Source organism: Streptomyces sp. UNOB3_S3 (assembly GCF_020740895.1).
Lineage (GTDB): Bacteria > Actinomycetota > Actinomycetes > Streptomycetales > Streptomycetaceae > Streptomyces.
In genome coordinates, this window is record NZ_JAILXP010000767.1 from 1 (window position 1) to 639 (window position 639).

General features: G+C 72.5%; 1 protein-coding gene and 1 pseudogene. Both read right to left on the bottom strand.

From position 1 onward, the window contains the following. Nucleotides 1–362: NADH-quinone oxidoreductase subunit H (locus K6I33_RS35530; RefSeq protein WP_229358901.1), on the bottom strand; the 362-nt coding region annotated here is incomplete at its 3' end. Beyond that, a pseudogene (locus K6I33_RS35535) lies at nucleotides 359–639 on the bottom strand (hypothetical protein); the annotation flags it as partial. The pseudogene K6I33_RS35535 and the gene K6I33_RS35530, both read right to left, overlap by 4 nt.

Below are 639 nucleotides of genomic sequence, written 5' to 3' on the forward strand. Positions count from 1 at the left end.
ACGCCCATCACGGCGAGCACGAAGAAGATGCCCGCGTCGACGACCTGCCCGACGGCGTTGCCGGGCCCGACCGGGATCGCGAGCAGCACGAGGAGGTACGGCAGCAGCGCCACGGCGGGGGCGAGCTGGAAGATCCGCCGGTCCGCGTCGGCCGGGACGACGTCCTCCTTCTGCGCGAACTTCACACCGTCCGCGACGAGCTGCGCCCAGCCGTGGAAACCACCGGCGTACATGGGGCCGAGACGGCCCTGCATATGGGCCATCACCTTGTGCTCGGTCTGACCGATGACCAGCGGCAGCACGAGGAAGCAGACGAAGACGGCGAGGAGACGCAGCACGACGTCGAGAGTGTCGCTGCTCATGCGGGGTCGCCTCCGGCGGGGTTCTGATCGTTCTCGGACCCGCCCGTACGGGGTTCGCCTGCGGCGGGCTTCCGGGTGCCGGGTTCGCCTGCGGCGGGCTCGGGGGCGGTCGGGCTCGCGTCCGTGCCGGGGGCCGTGCCCTCGTCGGTGGTCTTCTTGTCCGGTGTTTCCTGCGCCGCCGACGCGCGGGGATCGGGCTCGGCGCTGTCGCGGCGGGAAGGCGCGGGCTCGTCCGGGGTTTCCGTCTCGTCGAAGGCCGGGCGGGCGTGGTGCCAGG